The organism is Nocardia sputi (assembly GCF_023501985.1).
Genome location: NZ_JAMFLC010000027.1, coordinates 40,980 through 57,637 on the forward strand (window position 1 = coordinate 40,980; position 16,658 = coordinate 57,637).

Annotated in this window: 14 protein-coding genes and 1 pseudogene; 9 read left to right on the forward strand and 6 right to left on the reverse strand. The window is 65.5% G+C overall.

What is annotated here, in order from left to right; all coding sequences use genetic code 11:
* Position 1 precedes the first annotated feature (1 nt).
* The gene (locus M8859_RS30345; protein WP_249645247.1) at positions 2–2,785 is read right to left on the reverse strand and encodes an ATP-binding protein; all 2,784 of its coding nucleotides are present in this window, start codon (positions 2,783–2,785) and stop codon (positions 2–4) included.
* Between the two features lie 396 nt (positions 2,786–3,181).
* On the opposite strand from M8859_RS30345, the gene M8859_RS30350 reads away from it, so the two are divergent.
* The 9 genes and pseudogenes from M8859_RS30350 to M8859_RS30385 all read left to right on the forward strand — a co-directional run bounded on the left by M8859_RS30350 (position 3,182) and on the right by M8859_RS30385 (position 13,332).
* Positions 3,182–3,988 (forward strand): SAM-dependent methyltransferase, encoded by an 807-nt coding sequence (locus M8859_RS30350; RefSeq protein ID WP_249645248.1) that lies wholly within the window; start codon positions 3,182–3,184, stop codon positions 3,986–3,988.
* A 23-nt stretch (positions 3,989–4,011) separates the two neighbouring features.
* Entirely contained in the window at positions 4,012–5,604 is a 1,593-nt protein-coding gene (locus tag M8859_RS30355) for an FAD-dependent monooxygenase (protein WP_249645249.1), read from the forward strand.
* A gap of 173 nt (positions 5,605–5,777) precedes the next feature.
* On the forward strand, positions 5,778–7,061 hold the full coding sequence (locus M8859_RS30360; protein ID WP_249645250.1) for a cytochrome P450 family protein: 1,284 nt from the start codon (positions 5,778–5,780) through the stop codon (positions 7,059–7,061).
* A 195-nt stretch (positions 7,062–7,256) separates the two neighbouring features.
* Entirely contained in the window at positions 7,257–7,394 is a 138-nt protein-coding gene (locus M8859_RS30365; protein ID WP_249645251.1) for a hypothetical protein, read from the forward strand.
* A gap of 208 nt (positions 7,395–7,602) precedes the next feature.
* A pseudogene (locus M8859_RS37750) lies at positions 7,603–7,863 on the forward strand (helix-turn-helix domain-containing protein); the annotation flags it as partial.
* Positions 7,864–8,133: 270 nt separating this feature from the next.
* Positions 8,134–9,078 (forward strand): hypothetical protein, encoded by a 945-nt coding sequence (locus tag M8859_RS30370; protein WP_249645252.1) that lies wholly within the window; start codon positions 8,134–8,136, stop codon positions 9,076–9,078.
* A gap of 22 nt (positions 9,079–9,100) precedes the next feature.
* Complete coding sequence (locus M8859_RS30375) at positions 9,101–10,204, forward strand: hypothetical protein (protein WP_249645253.1); 1,104 nt, start codon at positions 9,101–9,103, stop codon at positions 10,202–10,204.
* A 432-nt stretch (positions 10,205–10,636) separates the two neighbouring features.
* On the forward strand, positions 10,637–11,959 hold the full coding sequence (locus M8859_RS30380) for a radical SAM protein (RefSeq protein WP_249645254.1): 1,323 nt from the start codon (positions 10,637–10,639) through the stop codon (positions 11,957–11,959).
* A complete protein-coding gene (locus tag M8859_RS30385) occupies positions 11,956–13,332 on the forward strand; it encodes a radical SAM/SPASM domain-containing protein (RefSeq protein WP_249645255.1) in 1,377 nt (458 codons plus the stop codon). Before M8859_RS30380 ends, M8859_RS30385 begins: the two co-directional genes overlap by 4 nt.
* A gap of 62 nt (positions 13,333–13,394) precedes the next feature.
* Here the strand turns inward: M8859_RS30385 and M8859_RS30390 are convergent, their stop codons facing one another.
* The 5 genes from M8859_RS30390 to M8859_RS30410 all read right to left on the reverse strand — a co-directional run bounded on the left by M8859_RS30390 (position 13,395) and on the right by M8859_RS30410 (position 16,649).
* Positions 13,395–14,267, reverse strand: a complete 873-nt coding sequence (locus M8859_RS30390) for a glycosyltransferase family 2 protein (RefSeq protein ID WP_249645256.1) — start codon at positions 14,265–14,267, stop codon at positions 13,395–13,397.
* Between the two features lie 221 nt (positions 14,268–14,488).
* Positions 14,489–15,361: an SAM-dependent methyltransferase gene (locus M8859_RS30395; protein WP_249645257.1), complete on the reverse strand. Its 873-nt coding sequence runs from the start codon at positions 15,359–15,361 to the stop codon at positions 14,489–14,491.
* Between the two features lie 202 nt (positions 15,362–15,563).
* A complete protein-coding gene (locus M8859_RS30400; protein ID WP_249645258.1) occupies positions 15,564–16,181 on the reverse strand; it encodes a TetR/AcrR family transcriptional regulator in 618 nt (205 codons plus the stop codon).
* Positions 16,178–16,384 carry a cold-shock protein gene (locus M8859_RS30405; protein WP_283780215.1) on the reverse strand — a complete coding sequence of 69 codons (207 nt, stop codon included), beginning with the start codon at positions 16,382–16,384 and terminating at the stop codon, positions 16,178–16,180. Before M8859_RS30405 ends, M8859_RS30400 begins: the two co-directional genes overlap by 4 nt.
* A 94-nt stretch (positions 16,385–16,478) precedes the next feature.
* Positions 16,479–16,649, reverse strand: a complete 171-nt coding sequence (locus M8859_RS30410; RefSeq protein WP_249645259.1) for a hypothetical protein — start codon at positions 16,647–16,649, stop codon at positions 16,479–16,481.
* Positions 16,650–16,658 lie beyond the last annotated feature (9 nt).

The window sequence follows — 16,658 nt, forward strand, 5'->3', positions numbered from 1 at the left end:
GTCACCATTCTTTCAACACCAGTTCGATGCTGTCGGGTGTGGTGATTCCGCGGCGGTGGCAGATCGCCAGGGCTTCCTTCCTCTCCGGCTCCGGGTCCTCTCCCCGGCATTGCGCCAGCCGGGCGAGGCTGGCATGGACGCGGGCGATCCACAGCTCGTCACCGAGGTTGGTGAACAGGGCATGGGCGTCGACCAAGGCGGTGGTGGCGGTGTCGTAATCACCTCCGTCGCGGCAGAGTATGCCGAGTTGGCGTTGGACGCGTGCTTGGGCGGGACGGTCACCGGTGGTGCGGTAGATGATGTCGAAGGCGGTGTCGAGGGCGTGGTGGGCCTGGTCGTAGGCGCCGTTGACGCGGTGCAGGTCGGTCAGGCTCAGCTGGCAGCGGGCGATCCAGCGGTGATCAGCGATGGATTCGAAGATAGCTAAGGCGCGGGTGAGGTCGGCGGCCGCGGACGGGCGGTTGCCGGTGAGACGATGGGCGTCGCCTCGGTTGCGGAGGGTGACCGCGGTGCCGCGGCGGTCGGCGAGCCGATCGAACAGCGACAACGATTCCTCGAACAACCCGAGTGCGTGGTCGGGGTTTCCGGTGTTGCGGTGGACGACCGCGATGTGGCGCAATGTGCGTGCCTGCCAGCGCTGGTCATCGAATTCCTCGAACACTGAGAGTGCTTGTTCGAACAGGCGCAGGGCCTCGGGGTTGTTCCACTGGTCGCGGTGCGCCAGGCCGTAGCGGACGAGGGTGCGAGCGTGGTCGAGTTCGTCGCCGAGGTCGCGGTAGATGGTGAGGCTTTCGGTGAAGTAGCGGTCGGCTTCGGCGAAGCGGGACAGGCCGCGGCTGGCGTCGCCGAGGCCGTTGAGGACACCGGCGACGGATCGGTCGTCGGACTCGCATTGCGCGGTCAGCAGCGAGGCGGAGAACGCGTCGAGGGCATCATCGAGACGGCCCTGGTAGCGGCGGGTGTCACCGATCAGTTTCATCGTGGCTGCCCACCGGCGCTGATCGGCGAGGCGCCGGAAGACGGCGGCTGCGCGGGTCAGCATCGTGGCGGCTTCCTCGAAGCGGCCCAGTTCCCGGTAGAGCGCACCGAGACTACGCAGGATGACCGCTTCGCCGTAGCCGTCGGTGGCGATCTTGCCGGCGGCGTCCAGGGCCAGCTCGTGGGTGTGGGCCCATGCTTGCCAGTCCGCGCGCCACTCGAACATCGCTGAGAGTGCGGCGGCCAGCTGCCAGGTCTGCTCCCACAATCCGAGATGGTGGGCAAGTTCAACGCCGACAACGAGATTGCGCTGCTCAACGGTAAACCATCGCCGGGGGGCGGCGCGGGCGATCTCGACCGCGGCGGTTCGGTCGGCGCCGTCGGGGTTGTTGATGTTGGGGTCGGTTCCGGGGTGCAGGATCGAGGCAGCAGCGGTAACTGCGGTGGCGTAGTCGCCGATGAGCCGTCGCGCGGCGTTGCGGCGCGCATCGTCGGTGTCGTGGCGGGTGGAGCATTCGCGGGCGAATACGCGGACGAGATCGTGCAGGCGATATCGAATCGCGCCGGTGGTGTCGATTCCGGCGATCTCGACCAGCTGGGCGTCGGCGAGGTTCTCGAGCAGCTGCTCGGCCTTGTCGAGGTCGGTATCGAGCAGAGTGGCGAGATTCCAGGCAGGGAATCTCGGGGCGGTCAGTGCGAGCATTCTGAACGCGGACTGCTCCTCGGCGCTGCGGCTGTGGTAGCTCAGCGCGAACGAGGCGCGTACTTCCAGATCACCGACCGCGAGGAGGTCGAGGCGTCGGCTCTCATCAGCCAGGCGGTCTGCGAACCACGCCACTGTCCAGTTCGGGCGTGACATAAGCCGGGCGCCCGCGATCCGCAGGGCCAGCGGCAGCCCGCCGCACAGCCGCGCGATCTCACGCACCGCATCGGATTCGGTGCCGGCGCGGTCGGCTCCGATGAGCCGCGACAGCAATTCGATGGCCTCGGTTTCGGGGAGCACATCGAGGGGCACGTGCATTCCTCCGAGCGTGGCGATGGGCGCGCGGCTGGTGACCAGGACAGCGGATCCGGCGGTGCCGGGAAGCAAAGGGCGAAGCTGTGTTTCGTCGGAGGCGTTGTCCAGCACGACCAGCACTCGCCGCCCGGCCAGACATGCGCGGTACTTGCGGGCGCGTTCGTCGAGACCTTCGGGAATGTCGCTGCCCTCGACACCGAACTCGCGCAGGAACCCGGCGAGAACATCGGCTGCCGCGACCGGGCTGGTGTGGGTGCCGCCGAGGTCGACATACAGCTGCCCGTCGGGATAGGCGTCACGGAGCTGGTGGGCGACGTGGACGGCCAACGCCGTCTTACCGACACCGGCCGTGCCGGAGATCGCGGCGATCACGACCGCGGCGGTGGACGGGCTCTCCAGCAGACTCACCAATCGCGCGACCTCGTCGCGGTGGCCGGTGAACGCGTCGGTGGCCGGTGGCAGGTGCACCAGCGTGCGAGCGGACAGCAGGACATCATGAGAGGACCTTGGTGGTGTGGCCGGGCCGTAGTCGGTGGCCCATCCCAGGGCCACGGGGTTGGTGGAGAACAGCCGTGACAGCAGGTCCTGGTAGTCCCAGCTGGGACGTGCCCCGGCCTCCCATTCCATCCACGAGCGCACGACCAGGCCGCGGGGTTTGAAGTTCTCGCGCCGGCACATCCGGTGGAATTCTTCGACGGCCTGGGCGACGGTCCATCCCCAGGCCAGCCGATGCGACTTGAACGCGGAATGCCCGCAGTGAGTCGCGATTTCGGTGGCGATCGCATGCAACGATTCGATGGACGGTTTCTGCCCTTCCCCCTGCTGTGCGACGGTTCGGTCGCGAATACGTCTGGCGCATGTCGGCTCGCATGATCGAGCCCTGTTGGTGTTCATCCCTCATCCGCCCCTGCCACGTACCAGTGAACAGTCTCACGGTAGTCCGCCTTCGCCGGGCCCACCGGTCAACCCGGCGCGCGGTGATCATCTCGCAGACAAGATTGCAAGGTGAGAGGCCGCCTCACCGCCGCGCGCGCTCAACCCGCCAATAGCTTTCTGAACAGCAGTGATGCGTGCAACTGCCCGCCCCATCAGCGAGGTCTGCTCTCATCTACCGCTGATCGTGCCTGCCCGAGACGCTGATCGTCACCGCTGTATCGCGGTGGTGGAGCAGCACGAGGGAGGACCATGGCGGCAGAACTCGGTGTCGGTGTGCCCCTCATCCGGACAGATATCCCGCAGTCGGCGCGGATCTGGAACTACTGGATGGGCGGCAAGGACTACTACGAGATCGACCGCATCGCAGGCGACGCCGGTATCGAAGTCGACCCCGACATCACCACCATGGCCGTGCAATCGCGCCAGTTCCTCATCCGCGTAGTGCGCTACCTCGTCCGCGACGCCGGAGTGCGGCAATTCCTCGACGTCGGAACGGGTCTGCCGACCATGCAGAACACCCACGAGGTCGCCCAAGCCACCACACCCGATGCCCGGATCGTCTACGTCGACAATGACCCTCTGGTGCTCACCCACGCGCGGGCGCTGCTCACCAGCACCACGGCCGAGGGCGTGGTCACCTACATCGACGCCGACTACCACGATCCCGAGCGGATCATCTCCGACGCCAAGAACGTCCTGAATTTCCACGAGCCCATCGCGGTGATGTTCATGGGCGTGCTCGGGCACGCTAAAACCTACGACGAGCTGCTGCGCATCGTGAACACCGTCATCGATGCCGTCCCGCCGGGCAGCTATCTGGCGCTGTGGGACGGCACCGACGACAGCCGCGCATACGTCACCTTGTGCCAGAACTACACCGGCACCGGCGGCACACCCTATGTCCCGCGCCCGCAGGCACAGCTGAAAGCCGTCTTCGACGGGCTGCAGCTGGTCGAGCCCGGCTTCGTATCCATCACCCAATGGCGTTGCGGCAAGACCGAAGTCGGTGAAACTCGGCCGATTTCCGCCTACGGGGCGGTCGCTCGCAAACCGTAGCCCTGGATCAGGAAGGCCAATCCATGTCTCATGATTCCGAACACAGCAACCGCATCCTCATCGTCGGTGCTGGACCGGTCGGGTCGCTGGCCGCGATCATCTTGCGGCGCTGGGGAGTGGCGTGCCGCGTGATCGATATGGCCGACGGTCGGGCGACGACCTCGAACGCGTGCGTTGTGCATGCGCGATCGCTGGAACTGCTCGCTCACTTGGGGCTCGCTGACCCCTTGGTTGTGCGGGGACGCCGTGCTCGCCGGATGAACTATCACTTCCTGGGCACGAGCGAAGTTGCGCGACTGGACTTCACCCAGCTCGACAGCCCCTATCCCTACATGCTCACCATCAGCCAGGCCGAGACCGAGCGGATCCTGCACGAGGAGCACGCCTCGCTCGGAGGCACTATCGAGTGGAACACCGAACTGCTTTCCATCAGCACCCACAGTGCCGGTCACATCACCGCGCGGGTGGTGAACAAAGCCGATGGTCGCGAGGAGATCCTGCATCCCGATCGGATCATCGGGTGCGATGGGGTGCACAGCACCGTCCGCCAGCAGATGGGTATGACCGTCGTCAGCGGCAAGTACTACGCCGACCAGATGAGAATGACCGACGCGCCGATATCCGGGCTCCCGCTGTCAGGGGAAGACCTTGATTACCTCGTCGAACGCGACCGAATGACGCTGCTCATCCCCCTGCCCGCGGACATCCACCGGTTGCTGGTCAGCGATATGGGCGCCAATCCCGAAACCGAAATCACGCAGGAAGCGTTCCAGGCGGTGCTCGACCGCTACTTCCACGGCACGGTCACCCTCGGCCAGCCCGAATGGGCGTCGAACTTCACCATCCGCATTGGCATCAGCGACTATCGGCGCGGCAACGTTTTCCTAGCGGGGGACGCCGCCCACCACCACTCACCCGCCGGCGCCCAAGGGATGAATCTGGGCCTGCAGGATGCCTACAACCTCGCCTGGAAGCTCGCCCTGGTCACCAAGGGAGAAGCCCACGAGGAGCTACTCGACACCTACGAGCCGCAGCGGCGCCCGGCAGCGGAACAGGTCATCGCAAGGACGCAAACGCTGCACGACCTGCTCATGGCACACGGCACGCCGATCGCCGAGCGCCTCGCGATCATTCGGGAACCAGGATTCGTCCAACAAGCGGTGAACGGAATCTCTGGGATCGGCACCACCTATCGGCACACCGTCTCTACAGCCCCGGGCATCACGTCACTCGGTGGGCTCGTCGCGGGGGACCGCGCCCCCGATGTTGCCCTAACCTCCCGACAGCGCCTGCACGCACTGCTGCACCACCCTGGGCATACGCTGCTCGTATTCCAGCGCGACGCCCACTCGGCATCCGCATTGAAAGCACTGGAAAGACAGGTCGCGCGGCGGTTCGGTGATCGAGTGCGGTCCACAGTGATCACATCACCCGATCAGCGCGCCGCCGCGCCCGACGGCGCCATCGTCGCCGACAGCTATGCCGCCCACAAACTGTACGGCGCCGAAGACACCGACACCCTGTGCCTGCTGCACCCCGACGGCCACATCCATGCACTGTGCGGATTGCCTGAGCAGGAAGCGCTACTCACCGCCCTCGGCACTGTCTTGACCTAGCCGCTCGCCATCGCGGCGCACCGCCGCGGTTATTCACCTCCCACAGCGGACTCGACTTGCCACGCGCAACGACGCTGGTCCGCGCTTTGCGGAACCTCGACACCTTCGTGACCGTCTGCGCGTTGCCCCGAGGTCCGCCCGGCCACCGCTGCATCCCATCTGGAGTTGCCTCAATGACCACCCCGCCGAATCCGATGATGCCCGGAAGATGCCCCGTCGGGCACGGGACCCCCCACGACACTGGCGACGGACACCGGGTATCGCTGTACAGCCCAGAGTTCGCCGCCGACCCGCACGGCACCTACCAGTCGATGCGTCAGCGGTTCGGGTCGTTGGCGCCGGTTGAGCTTGCACCTGGTGTCCCGGCAACACTAGTGCTCGGCTACCGCACGGCCGTGAACATCCTGCACGACCCAGCCCGATTTCCGGCCGACCCACGCAAGTGGGAGAAAGCCATCCCGCCGAATTCACCCATTCGCGCGATGCTGGGGTGGCAGCCCGCCGCCCGATTCCACGACGGATCGGCGCACGACCGCTACCGGGAAGGCTCGTCGGATGCCATCGCGGAGATCGATCTGCATGGCCTGCAGGGCTCGGTCGAAGCGCTCGCGATCCCGCGGATCAACACCTTCTGCGGCCGCGGTGGCGCCGACCTTGCCGCCGACTACGCGTTCCCGCTCGTCTTCGATGTGCTCAATCACATGATCGGCTGTTCACCTGAGATGGGGAACGAAGTCGCGGCCGGTATGGCCGCGCGGTTCGACTCCGGCCCCGATGCCGCGGCCGGGATGGCCAGGGCCAGCGCGGCGCTGATCGAGCTGATCCGGCACAAGCGCGCCAAACCTGGCGACGACATCACCTCCCGGCTGGCGCACCATGCAGCCGATTTCACCGATCGGGAGATGCTGGCTCAGCTGCTGAGCTTCTACGGGGCGGGCATCGAACCGATACGCAACCTCATCACCAACGCCCTGCTGCTGATGCTCACCGACGAGCGATTCGGCGGCGATCTGCTCAGCGGGTCTCTGATGACCCGCGACGCCCTCGACGAGGTGCTGTTCACCGACCCGCCGATGGCAAACTTCTGCGCCACCTACCCCCGCCAGCCGATCATGATCGACCAGACTTGGATACCTGCCGACCAGCCCGTCCTCATCGGCATCGCCGCCTGTCATCGTGACCGCGACATCGCCGGTGGCGACCTCACCGGCAACCGCTCCCATCTCGCGTTCGGCGCAGGACCACACGTCTGCCCAGCCACGGACGTGGCCTACCTCATCGCGCAGCACGCCATCGACCAACTCCTGGATACTCTGTCCGACATACGGCTGGCCGTACGCGCGGAACAACTGGCCTGGCGTCCCGGACCATTTCACCGTGCTCTGCAGCGACTCCCGGTGACCTTCCCCAAAACCGCTCCTCTCAACACGAGTTCCAATTTCCCGGTCACTGCTTGATCAAACCCCGAAGCCATCTCGGCGCGGCCTGCCCCAGCGGCGCGCTCCGGATTGACGTGGCGGGTGCGATGGGGATCTGTAGAAGCTCGAGATCCTACGGCGAAGACGCGCAGAGCCCACCGGGAAGATAGTGGAGCTCGCGCGACGCGACTTTCCGGACAGTATGGTTCGGCCGCCGACGACCATCGAGCTTGAGTGGCCGAGACACGACGCGAATTGCGCGACCGGTACACCGCCCTGGTCCCGCACCTGGACAAGATCGCCGCCGCGTTCGACCTCCCCACCGCCACCGTTCGCGCCGATCGACTCCGACTACCTGACCGAATGGCCTAAACGGCTGGCCTGGCAGAAAAACCACCACTCCGCAAGCGATGACAGCCCGGACTTCCCGTGTCCAGGAGTAGCGAGACAGCACGTCGGTCGTATTCCCGGGATCTTCCGGCGCCATTGGGGTCGATCCGCAGTTGCTCGCCGGGAGGGGCTGGCATTGTCTTTGCCGTGGCCGCTGCCCATACTGTGCTGTTGCCCTGACATCTGCTCGATGTTGGTGACCGGCCAGGGAGGAGGAGGCGACGTGGATGGAAAACCAGCTCCCAGGTGGTTGCGGCGTGAAATCGAGCCTCGCCACTTCCGCAACGTTGGGGACGTCGTCCGTGAATACCGTCTGGCCATAGGGTTGAACCAGGCCGCTGTCGCGAGTGCGATGGGGATAACGCAGCAGTTTCTCAGCCAAGTGGAGACTGGTGTCCGTAACCCGGACGTCGAGCACCGTCAAAGCCTGGCATCGGTTCTGGGCATTCCGCTGGAGGAACTCGGGATGGCGGGTGTGCAGCGTCGGCGTTCCGTGTCGGTGGCAGCGCCGGCTGCTGTGGTTGCCAGCCGAGGGCGGTGGCGGGTGCAACGGCATTGGCTGAATCGGCATCGCGCACAGCTCGGTCGGTTGGCGGCCCAGTGGTACCCGAGCGAGGACCGAGTGCCGAGGACTTCGCTTATCGCCGCGGGAGGGTTGGTCCCAACCCGCCCGGTGGACCTGCATTCAGTACGGCTTCGCTTGCACGAGGGACCGCAGTCGGTGCAGGTCGCGGGAACCGAGGCGCAGACGTTGGCGGTTCGGCCGCTGCGCACGGCCGATACGACATTCGACAGTTATTCGGCCGCGGTGAAACACCTGGACCCTCCGCGGCTGTTCGAGTCGCGTCCGAGTTACCGATTCCTGGCTGGATCAATCGCGGCCGGAGTGCTGGATTTCGGGTTGGCTTCCTATTTCGACAAGCTCGACGTCTCCGAGGCGCTGGCACACGAGATGGCCGCGGCGTGCATGGAGCGCTGGCCTGATCACGTGTCGGAGCTGGAAGAGCGGCTGCCGTTTCGCGAGCTGGTGGGCGACCCTTTCGATCCGGCGCGTCGCGCGGTGATCCCGGCGATCACGACCCTGACGATCCGGTTGCGCCGGTATCCGGCGGAGCCGTCGTTTCTGCTGCATTGGCGTGACCCGGCGAGGGTGGCAACGGCCGCTGGGGTGTACGACGTGATCCCGGCGGGGGAGTTTCAGCCGTCGAGCGTCGCGTTGTGGGATCGGCGCAACGATTTCTCCCTGTGGCGCAACATGGTCCGTGAGTTCGCCGAGGAGCTGCTAGGGCTGCCTGAGCACGACGGTAGCCGCAGCGCGGCGATCGACTACGAACGGTGGCCGCTGTATCAGCGGCTGAGCGCGGCACGGGAGGAAGGCAAGCTGCGGGCCCATATTCTGGGTTTCGGAGTGGATGCGCTGACGTTGGCGGCGACGATCTTGACGGTGGTCGTGATCGATGACGACGTCTTCGATGAGGTCTTCGGCTCGACGGTGCAGTTCAACGACGAAGGTGAAGTGGTCGCTGTCGAGGGTGGCCGCGCCGCCGACGGTGTGCCGTTCACCGCTGCCGCGATTCAGCGGTTGTTGGAGAATGAGCCGGTCGCCGCGCCGGGGGCTGCATGTCTGGCGTTGGCGTGGCAGCATCGCGACAGCTTGATCAGCTAGGGCCGAGCACGCGGAGGTAGTGATGGGCGCGGACATCCGCACATTGACATCGAGCGAACGCGCATGGATAGATACCCGCACATACCTGCGAGAGCGCCGAACGACCCTCGATGTGGCTGCGGCTGGAATGTTTTCCGAGGCACCTCGGGTTGCTGACACACCATTGTTGACCCGAAGTCAGTGGATTCCGACTGCGCCGCTGCTGCTGGAGGACATCACCCTCGAATGGTGTCCAGAACAAGTCCCGCCAGTCCTGCCGTTGGCAAGTCCGGTGTTGCCGGTGCGCGCCAGCGGCCAGCCGTATGAAACCTACGCCGAAGCAGTGGGAGAGATCGCTGCCCCAGTGGTGTTCGAGAACCGGCCGACCTACCGGCTGCTGCACGCCGACCTGGCCTGCGGCGCCCCAGTGTTGCGGTTCGGCACGGGCTACTACTTCGACAGCATCAACGTCGGTGAAGCTGCTGCTCACGAATTCACTGCCGAGCAGCTGGGCCACAGGGGCGCAGGTGGTGTTCGCGCGGCAATCGCCGACCCGTGCGATCCGGGGCAACGGCCGATCAACTTGGCCATCAGCTCCTTGACCATTCGCCGCGATCCCGGCACTGGTTCGCGCTCGTTCCTGCTGCATTGGCGAGATCCGCGCAAGGTCGGGCACGCCGGCGGCCTGTACCAGGTCGTGCCGGTGGGAATTTTCCAGCCTTCCGGATACCCCGACTGGAACGTCGCCAACGACTTCTCGCTGTGGCGCAACATGATCCGCGAGTACGCCGAGGAACTTTGCGGCGCCGACGAAGATCACGGCAGCGAAGAAGCCCCCATCGACTATGCGGCGTGGGAGTTCGCGGCCCGCATGGAGCAGGCGCGCCGCGACGGCGCGCTCACCGCCTACTGCCTCGGTCTGGGAGTCGATCCGCTCAGCTTCGCCACCGACCTACTGACCGCAGTCGTTATTGATGCCCCAGTCTTCGACGACCTCTTCGGGACGGCCGTGACCAGCAACGCCGAAGGCCGTGTCCTCGAGTTGCAGCCGTTCACCGCTGATCAGGTCCACAGCATCGTCAGCGAGCATCCGATGCAGGCTGCGGGAATAGCCGCTCTGCGACTCGCCGTCGCACAACTGAGTTGATCCAATCACAACAAGGTGTTGTACAACGCTGCGTTGTTAGCGCAGCCGAGGTCGCGCGAGCGACGCTATCTCCTATGACCAGCTAGGACAGCGACCAACGTCGCGATGAATCGGCGGTGTGGGAAGCGGCGTATCAAACCGTCCGTTCCTGCGCGCCTGCCAATGGGTAGCGAGGAAGCATCCATCGGTGCTCGGTAGGCACCGACTTCGCCCACGTTCCCAATAGCGACTGCCCCCGGTGACGGGTTTCGTCGCTTGCTGCCCCGCTTCCAAAGGCAACAGAGCGCGGCTTAGGCGCGCATGTGGTGGCCGTAGGCAGCAGATCCCGTGGCCGCCTGCCACAAATTTCGCCGCCCCGGTCAGGGACACCCGCGCTCTCGGACGCATGGACGTGCGTGCGGACCGCGATGCGCAAAGAACAGGAGATCAGCCATGAAAGAACCGGAATTCGATCCCGCCTCAGTCGGGCGCACCTGGCGAACCGAGCCCGTCGGACGAACCTTGCGGTTGGTCGTGGACGCGGTCAACGAATGCAACTTGCGGTGCAGCTACTGCCACCCGGGCAAGGTCTGGCTCAAAGAACAACTCCCGGCTGCGGTCATCACCGACGCGTTCGACGCGGCTGAGCATGCGGGGATCCTGGAGGTCGTCCTGACGGGCGGCGAGATCACGCTGCACGAGGACCTGCCGCGAATCCTCGATGCCACCCATCGGCTGAGGCGGTGTGCCTCCACACTGATCACGAACGCCACCATGGTCATCGACCGCACACAGCGTGCCCTCGCCGGATCGAACCTCACCCGGATCTGCACCAGCGTCGACGGCGTCGACAATGACCTGCACGGATCCGCGCGAGGCAAGAACCTGCCGACCGTGCTGGAAGGACTACAGCGCCTGCGGGAGACCGGCAAGCCGATCACCGTGATCACGGTGGTCCACCAAGGCAACTGGGCGCGAGTGATCGAGCTGACCGACTACCTCGCCGAGACGGGGCTGGCGACCCAGCACCACCTGTGCGCTCCAAGCTTCTCCGGCCAAGCCCGGCGAAACTACCCCCGGCTGGCGTTGCGAGAAAATGACTTCCACAAGGTACAAGCGCTCGTCGACCGCCACCACCAGACCATGCTCGACCGCGGGGTGTACCTGACCTTCAACTCCATGTGGCCAGCCACCGGCGTGCGCCCGGTGGTGATCAACTCGGGCCGTACCATCACCCTGCAGCAGCTGTCCGAACAGGTCAAAGACACGCTGTGCAACATCCGCCCCAACGGAGAGTTCCGGTTGCAGGCCGCGACATGGGGCCGCGAAATGGTCGGCAACGCCGTCATCGGGTCGACCCACACCGAACGTATCTCGGATCTGCTGGTCACCGCGCAATCGCTGCTGTCAGATGGCCGCGCTCGGCAGTTGCCCCGCGTGGTCGAGGCGCGCCACAAGTTCCAGATCGGAATGGGTGCCGACCAGACCATCACCGACCAACTCATCGCACACACGGACAGTCCGGCGCGGGAGGTCGAGATGACACCGATTGCCAGCGTCGATGAGCACTGGCTCATGAGCAACCCACTGGACTTCGCCGCAGTAGCGGCGCAGCTGTGCACCGATCCGGACAGCCAGCGGATCGTGCAACATCCCACGGGCATCGTGCTCGTGTTCGACCGCACGCGTTCGTTGGTCACGCTCTTGAAGCCTGAGGAATGCGAAGCCCTCAGTAGCGAACTCGCGCTGGCGGCGACCGGATCGAGGACAGCATGACCATGTTGCTGCAGAACGCCTTCCAGGTACTGCGCGCCGATGAAAACCTCGCTCAGCTCGCCGAGAACGCGATCAGTGCGGCTCCGAGAGACGACTCCGTCCGCGCGGCGATCCTGTGCCACCTCGCGCAACCATCGACCCCGGCTACTGCTCTCGCCACCGGCTTGGACGGCGGCCTCGACACGGTACGCGCCGCTTACCGTGTCTGCCGAGAAGCCCCAGCCATCAGCCAGCTCATCAGCTCCGCGTACTACCCGCATCGGCTGCGCTGGGCGTTCGCTGCAGCGACGGTCCAGCAGTGGCGACGGTCTCCTGAACGTCCGGCACGTATCCGTGCCCGCCAGGCGGTTCTGTCGGACACCATCGAGATCCACCCCACCCGGGGAACCTGCAACTACGGCTGCGTGATGTGCCTGTGGTCAGACCAGAAGCATCTCACCTACGCCACCAAGAACCTGGACACCGACGGCTTGATGACCACCAGTGAATGGATTCGTGTCCTCCACGACCTGCGCGACAACGACGTGAGCCGGCTAGTCGTCTCCGGTGGCGGCGAAGCGCTGCTCAACCCCGACCTACCGACCATCCTCCACACCGCGGCTGACCTTCAGTTCGAAATTCACGTCTATACAACCGGATTCAGCATCCGCCCCGGCACGCCCCTATTCCATGCCCTGCTGCGGTGCCACCGCATCCGGTTCAGCATCCACTCCCCGGACCCGCGAACCTACGACCACATCGCCCGCACGCGCCCCAGGCAGCGCGCCCTCGAACGCGTCACAGCGAATCTCGTAGCTCTTCTCGACGAGCGCGACAGCGACCTTGCCGTCGGGATCGGCTTCGTGATCCAGCCGGACAACCACCAGCAGATCACCGACATGGCCGAGTTCGCGCACAATCTCGGCGCCGATTGGCTGGACCTGCGCAAAGACGAAGTCGACGTCACCGACGGACTCACCGTCGACCAACTCGAACACATCCGCGCCCAGTTGCGGACAGTCCGAAACAACCCGCCACCACACACCCGCATCGACATCGCGGACGAACTCGTCGCCGTCGCCAATGGACAACCTATCGACCGCATACGCACCGACGAATGCCTGGGCCGCTATTTCCGCCCCACCATCGGCGCTTATGGACACCTCACGCCCTGCGACCTCAAAGCCGAGCCCCGCTTCGCGCAAACCGGCTACGACCTCGGGTCGGTGAAGCGGTCACGGATACTAGAGGTGGTCTCGACCTCCGCGTACCAACGAATCCCCGACGACTGCGCCCAATGCATGCCGTCCTCCCGAACAGGAAACCGGATGGTGCACAAGCTGCTCGCCGACCTCGATGCCGGGATCGGAATCGACGAGCAGTCCTTCGCCTAGAGCGGTGGTTCGTACCCGCTTGGCTGGCGGAAGTGCCTGAAGCTGTGCTGCGAGACTGGGTCCTAGCGGGTCAGGCGCTGTGTGACCGCGGTCCGCAGCACCGATAGCGCACCACGCACGACCAGTCCCGCGGCGACCAGTGGTGCGAACAGCAGCCAGGGTGAACCTTGGTGGTAGTCGCAGTAGAAGCGCAGGGCGCTGCGGTGGTGGCTGCGGATCTTGCGGAACGGAGCCGAGCGCATGCTGCCGCCTTCGCGGTGGCGGATCTCGACGCTGGGGTCGAGCACGACCCGCCATCCGGCGCGATGCATGTCGAGTGCCACTTTCGTTTCTTCGAAGTAAAGGAAGTAGCGGGTGTCGAACCCACCGATGGCGTCGAAGGCTTCGCGCCGAAACAGCATGCAGCAGCCAGAGATCCAATCGACATCACCCACCGTTGTCACCGGTTCACCGAAGTACCGGCGGGTGGCGGGGTTTGTGGGCCACACCCCGCCCAGCAGAGCGTGCACGATCCCGACCGCGAGGGAGGGGAACCGTCGGCCGGTCGGATACGGTGTGCCGTCCAGCCGGGCGACCTTCGGCCCGATCATCCCGATCCGGTCATCAGCCGCGGCGGTGTCGACGAGCGCGGCGATCGATCCCGGCGCCAAGCGTGTGTCGGGATTGGCGACCAGTATCCAGCCCGCATTGGTGGCGGCGGCGCCTTGATTGATCGCGGCGGCCAACCCGACATTTTTGCTGTTACGGATGACCGCGCCCCCGAATGCCTCGACGAGGTCGGCGCTGTTGTCGGTGGAGGTGTTGTCGACCCCGACCACGTCGAGGCTGTAGGGCTCCACCGCCGCCGGTAGCGACTCCAGAAACGGCGGCAGATCCTCCGCGCTCTGGTAGGTAACCAATACGAGGCCGACAGTCTTGTCGTCGCGAGCGGGCATGACCGCGAACTTAGCAGGTAGGTCACCGCGACGCCGCGCTGATCCCGAACCCCATCTGCGCAGCCCGTGCGACCGGAATGACCAGCATAAACAGGCGATGCGGCTCGAACATCCGCGCCATAGCTGCCATCGGTGTGACCGAACGTTCCGGAACTGCCGGCGGTTGCTGGCGTCCGCGGGGCACGGGGATAGTCGCAAGGTTCGGGGATGCGGTTTGCGGCTCATCGGGCGACCATCCGCACAACCCGGGCGGAACGCGGCTTGTGAGCGAGTCCGCCGAGCATGAGTCGCTCCTCGAGCAGACGGGGTCGGAAAGCCGGACCCCCGGGCCACCAGTCATCGAGTTCCACCAGGCCCGGTGCCATGATCTCGAGGTCACCGAAGTAGTCGAGGATTTCCCGGCGAGTGCGATACCAGCCGGAGCCCAACCCCGTCTCGGTGAACCGGCGTTGAAGCTCCCACGCCAGGTCGTGGGCGGCGGAGCCGTCGGCGGGGTCCCAAAAATGGGTGATCGCCAAATACGAGCCGGGTGCGAGAGCGTCGATGTACTGGCGGGTGATGGCGGCCGGGTCCAGAGCGTCATCGACATGGTGGAGGATCCCGCACAGGATCAGCCCGACCGGCCGGGTGAAGTCGAGATGATCGGTGATCTCGGCGAGCCCTAGCAGCGACTCGGGTTGGGTCAGGTCTGCCAGCACGAACCGGGTATTGCGGTTGGTTTCCAGCAGCACTCGGCCGTGGATGTGGCAGACCGGGTCGTTGTCGACATACACGACACGCACGTCGGGGTTCTCCCGTTGTGCGACGGTATGGGTGTTGAGGGCAGTAGGCAGTCCGGCGCCGAGGTCGAGGAACTGATCGACACCCGCCACGGTGGCGAGATAGCGCAAGACGCGGTGTAACCAGCGGCGATTCATGCGGGAGACCTCGGCTTGGCGGGGTGCGACCTCGCACAATGTGTGGAAGACGTAGCGGTCGACTTCGTAGTTGTCCTTGCCGCCGAGGCTGTAGTCGTACACGCGAGAGATGCTCGCGCGGGTGGTATCGACACCGACCGGTGTGCGAACACCGGTGTCAGGTACGGGATAGGGCATGCGTAACTCCCCGGGGGATCGCGGTAGTGGTCGGCGAGTTCGTGCGTTTGCTGGAACACGATTGCGTGTGCTCTGCGGTGATGACGCTGTCGTATCGCGGAGAGCGTTCGGTTGGCGCGCCGATCGACGTCTGGCTGGGCAGCGGCGCAGCCGTGATCGGGATCTCGTGCCCGCGGGTGAACGGCCGGGCGCTGTGGTGGTTTCAGGCGATTCCGGCGCTGCGCAGGACGAGGTCCACCTTGTCGCGGGTGGTGGCCCGGGACGCGAGGAGGTCGCCGGTGTGTGGGGTGGCCATGCCGACGATCATCGAGAGCAGAAGCGAGATCGTGAGGTCGAGATCGATCCTCGGGTCATGTGGGCCGGTGCTGCTGGTGAGCAGATCACGGACCTCATCGCGCAGCTGGTTGCGCCGCCAGATGACCTGGGTACGACTGGATGAGTCGAGCGCCGCGAGGTCGAGTTCCAGCCGGATCCAGCCGGGCCGGGTGATGAGGATGGAGGCCCACCTGGCCAGGGTGGCGATGAGCTGGTCGCTGTCACGTGGCTGGAAGCAGCCGATCCTTCGGATGGCATGGCGGGTCAGCGTGTCAGCGACGTCGTGGCCGATCTGCTGCAGGTGATCGAAGTGGGTGAAGAACTCACCCTTGGTGCATCCAGCGTGCTCGGCGATGCGGTCGATGGAGGTGGCGGTGTAGCCGTCGGTGAGCAACAGCTTCGTGGCTGACTGCAGCAAGCGTTGGCGGGTGCGGTGCTTGCGCACCGCGCGCGGTGGCGGCGTGATGGTCTCGGTGCTGGGATGGGGTGTGCTGGTGGTGGTCACAGCGGTCGAACCTGCTGCGCGGTGGGTCCTTTGCGGCCTTGTCCGATCGAGAACTGGACGCGCTGCTCGGCGTCGAGGCTGCGGAAGCCGTCGGCGATGATGTCGGAGTGGTGGACGAAGACGTCATCACCGCCATTGTCGCGGGCGATGAACCCGTAGCCCTTGGTGTTGTCGAACCATTTCACGGTTCCGTGTTCAATCATCGGATTCCTTGACGTTGAGGGTCTTTGGCGGGTGGGGTGGTTGTTTTGATCCAGCCCAGGTGTATGGTCGGCGACGCCGCGACGGCCTGGGGTTTCAGTTGTGGGGGACGCCGGGGGTGGTGTCGTGGTGGTCGGTGCCGTAGTGGGTGAGCACGTCGTGGGTCGCGGCGGCAGCGCGTCGACGAGCGACGCTGGTGATGGCGTCGTAGAGGAAAAGCGCGGTGAGGGAGTAGAACAGGGTGGTGAGGGCGGTGCGGAGGGGCATGGTCTCGGG

Excerpts from the sequence above, each read along its gene's own strand:
- M8859_RS30350 (WP_249645248.1), top strand. The coding sequence starts at position 3,182 with ATGGCGGCAGAACTCGGTGTCGGTGTGCCCCTCATCCGGACAGATATC.
- M8859_RS30355 (WP_249645249.1), top strand. The coding sequence starts at position 4,012 with ATGTCTCATGATTCCGAACACAGCAACCGCATCCTCATCGTCGGTGCT.
- M8859_RS30360 (WP_249645250.1), top strand. The coding sequence starts at position 5,778 with ATGACCACCCCGCCGAATCCGATGATGCCCGGAAGATGCCCCGTCGGG.
- M8859_RS30375 (WP_249645253.1), top strand. The coding sequence starts at position 9,101 with ATGGGCGCGGACATCCGCACATTGACATCGAGCGAACGCGCATGGATA.
- M8859_RS30380 (WP_249645254.1), top strand. The coding sequence starts at position 10,637 with ATGAAAGAACCGGAATTCGATCCCGCCTCAGTCGGGCGCACCTGGCGA.
- M8859_RS30385 (WP_249645255.1), top strand. The coding sequence starts at position 11,956 with ATGACCATGTTGCTGCAGAACGCCTTCCAGGTACTGCGCGCCGATGAA.
- M8859_RS30390 (WP_249645256.1), bottom strand. The coding sequence starts at position 14,267 with ATGCCCGCTCGCGACGACAAGACTGTCGGCCTCGTATTGGTTACCTAC.
- M8859_RS30395 (WP_249645257.1), bottom strand. The coding sequence starts at position 15,361 with ATGCCCTATCCCGTACCTGACACCGGTGTTCGCACACCGGTCGGTGTC.
- M8859_RS30405 (WP_283780215.1), bottom strand. The coding sequence starts at position 16,384 with ATGATTGAACACGGAACCGTGAAATGGTTCGACAACACCAAGGGCTAC.
- M8859_RS30410 (WP_249645259.1), bottom strand. The coding sequence starts at position 16,649 with ATGCCCCTCCGCACCGCCCTCACCACCCTGTTCTACTCCCTCACCGCG.